Origin of the sequence: Rhodococcus artemisiae, assembly GCF_036327795.1 — a bacterium.
In the GTDB taxonomy this organism is placed as follows: Bacteria; Actinomycetota; Actinomycetes; order Mycobacteriales; family Mycobacteriaceae; genus Rhodococcus; species Rhodococcus artemisiae.
In genome coordinates this window covers 1-3,381 of the sequence record NZ_JAUTXY010000040.1, presented here as the reverse complement: position 1 = coordinate 3,381, position 3,381 = coordinate 1, and the positions used below count along the sequence as shown (strand labels likewise).

2 rRNA genes are annotated in these 3,381 nt (G+C 55.7%); both read right to left on the bottom strand.

From position 1 onward, the window contains the following. A 5S ribosomal RNA gene (gene rrf, locus Q7514_RS33045) occupies nucleotides 1-90 on the bottom strand; the annotation flags it as partial. 98 nt (nucleotides 91-188) lie between these two features. After that, nucleotides 189-3,326, bottom strand: a 23S ribosomal RNA gene (locus Q7514_RS33040). Nucleotides 3,327-3,381 lie beyond the last annotated feature (55 nt).

Sequence of the window (3,381 nt, the reverse complement as noted above, 5' to 3'; positions counted from 1 at the left end):
CCTGACGAGTGCAGTACCATCGGCGCAGACAGGCTTAGCTTCCGGGTTCGGAATGGGACCGGGCGTTTCCCCATCGCTATAACCGCCGTAACTCTATGAAACCACCACGCACACACCCCCAACCCACAAAAGCCGAGAATGCATGAGCATGCTGTCTCAGACACCGCACAGTGGACGCGTAACACCTTCATGGTAAGTCCTCGGCCTATTAGTACCGGTCACCTCCACACATTACTGCGCTTCCAGTTCCGACCTATCAACCCGGTGATCTGCCGGGGGCCTTACCCCCACAAAAAGGGGTGAGAAACCTCATCTTGGAACAGGCTTCCCGCTTAGATGCTTTCAGCGGTTATCCCTTCCGAACGTAGCCAACCAGCCGTGCCCCTGGCGGGACAACTGGCACACCAGAGGTTCGTCCGTCCCGGTCCTCTCGTACTAGGGACAGCCTTCCTCAAGTTTCTAACGCGCGCGGCGGATAGAGACCGAACTGTCTCACGACGTTCTAAACCCAGCTCGCGTGCCGCTTTAATGGGCGAACAGCCCAACCCTTGGGACCTACTCCAGCCCCAGGATGCGACGAGCCGACATCGAGGTGCCAAACCATCCCGTCGATATGGACTCTTGGGGAAGATCAGCCTGTTATCCCCGGGGTACCTTTTATCCGTTGAGCGACACCGCTTCCACATGCCGATGCCGGATCACTAGTCCCGACTTTCGTCCCTGCTCGACCTGTCAGTCTCACAGTCAAGCTCCCTTGTGCACTTACACTCAACACCTGATTGCCAACCAGGCTGAGGGAACCTTTGGGCGCCTCCGTTACATTTTAGGAGGCAACCGCCCCAGTTAAACTACCCACCAGGCACTGTCCCTGAACCCGATCAGGGCCCGAGGTTAGACATCCAATACGATCAGAGTGGTATTTCAACAACGACTCCACAAACACTGGCGTGCCCGCTTCACAGTCTCCCACCTATCCTACACAAACCGAACCGAACACCAATACCAAGCTATAGTGAAGGTCCCGGGGTCTTTTCGTCCTGCCGCGCGTAACGAGCATCTTTACTCGTAATGCAATTTCGCCGAGTCTGTGGTCGAGACAGCAGAGAAGTCGTTACGCCATTCGTGCAGGTCGGAACTTACCCGACAAGGAATTTCGCTACCTTAGGATGGTTATAGTTACCACCGCCGTTTACTGGGGCTTAAATTCTCAGCTTCGCCACACAAATGCAGCTAACCGGTCCTCTTAACCTTCCAGCACCGGGCAGGCGTCAGTCCGTATACATCGTCTTACGACTTCGCACGGACCTGTGTTTTTAGTAAACAGTCGCTTCTCTCTGGTCTCTGCGACCCCACCCAGCTCAGAGTGCAAGACTCCTCACCAGACGAGGTCCCCCTTCTCCCGAAGTTACGGGGGCATTTTGCCGAGTTCCTTAACCACAGTTATCTCGATCGCCTCAGTATTCTCTACCTGACCACCTGTGTCGGTTTGGGGTACGGGCCATGTGAAAGCTCGCTAGAGGCTTTTCTCGGCAGCATAGGATCACTGAATTCACCACAACGGCTACGCATCACCTCTCAGGCCATATGAGTGGCGGATTTACCTACCACTCGCCCTACAGGCTTACACCGGCTAATCCACCAGCCGGCCCAGCTACCTTCCTGCGTCACCCCATCGCTTGACTACTACCACCGAAGGTCCCATGCATCCACAACCCCATCCCCCGAAGGGAACAGACCTGCTTCAGGATGGTTAGTACCAGTGATTCATCAGGGGCGCGTTCACACGGGTACGGGAATATCAACCCGTTGTCCATCGACTACGCCTGTCGGCCTCGCCTTAGGTCCCGACTCACCCTGGGCGGATTAACCTGGCCCAGGAACCCTTGGTCATTCGGCGGACGAGTTTCTCACTCGTCTTTCGCTACTCATGCCTGCATTCTCACTCGCATGGCCTCCACAACTAGTTCACACTGCTGCTTCCACGGCCACACGACGCTCCCCTACCCATCCACACCACTGCACACCATCCCGCAGGACAATGCGTGTGTTATGCGAATGCCGCGGCTTCGGCGGTGTACTTGAGCCCCGCTACATTGTCGGCGCAGGACCACTTGACCAGTGAGCTATTACGCACTCTTTCAAGGGTGGCTGCTTCTAAGCCAACCTCCTGGTTGTCTCAGCGATCCCACATCCTTTTCCACTTAGTACACGCTTAGGGGCCTTAGCCGGCGATCTGGGCTGTTTCCCTCTCGACTACGAAGCTTATCCCCCGCAGTCTCACTGCCGCGCTCTCACACCCTGGCATTCGGAGTTTGGCTGACGTCAGTAACCTTGTAGGGCCCATCGGCCATCCAGTAGCTCTACCTCCAGAGTGAAACACGCGACGCTGCACCTAAATGCATTTCGGGGAGAACCAGCTATCACGGAGTTTGATTGGCCTTTCACCCCTACCCACAACTCATCCCCTCAGTTTTCAACCTAAGTGGGTTCGGGCCTCCACGACGTCTTACCATCGCTTCACCCTGGCCATGGGTAGATCACTCCGCTTCGGGTCTAGAACATGCCACTAACCCGCCCTATTCGGACTCGCTTTCGCTACGGCTACCCCACACGGGTTAACCTCGCGACATGCCACTAACTCGCAGGCTCATTCTTCAAAAGGCACGCCATCACCCACCAGCCACCAAAGGCTGCACAGGCTCTGACGGATTGTAAGCGCACGGTTTCAGGTACTATTTCACTCCCCTCCCGGGGTACTTTTCATCTTTCCCTCACGGTACTAGTCCGCTATCGGTCACCAGGGAGTATTCAGGCTTATCGGGTGGTCCCGACAGATTCACACCGGATTTCACGGGCCCGGTGCTACTTGGGTATTCACATCAACAGTCACAACGTTTTCGTCTACGGGACTCTCACCCTCTACGACAGGCCGTTCCAGACCACTTCGACTAACATCATGATTTCTTACTGTTGGCCGACTCAGCAGCGCCGACACAATGAACCCCACAACCCCACAAGTGCAACCCCTGCCAGGTATCACACACCCATGGTTTAGCCTCTTCCGCGTTCGCTCGCCACTACTGACGGAATCACATATTGTTTTCTCTTCCTGTGGGTACTGAGATGTTTCACTTCCCCACGTTCCCTCCACACGCCCTATATATTCAGGCGCGGGTAACACGACATCACTCGTGCTGGGTTTCCCCATTCGGAAATCCTCGGATCACAGCTCGGTTGACAGCTCCCCGAGGCATATCGCAGCCTCCCACGTCCTTCATCGGCTCCTGGTGCCAAGACATCCACCGTACGCTCATAAACACTTACAACAAAGATGCTCGCGTCCACTGTGCAGTTCTCAAACAACACACAACAACCCCTACC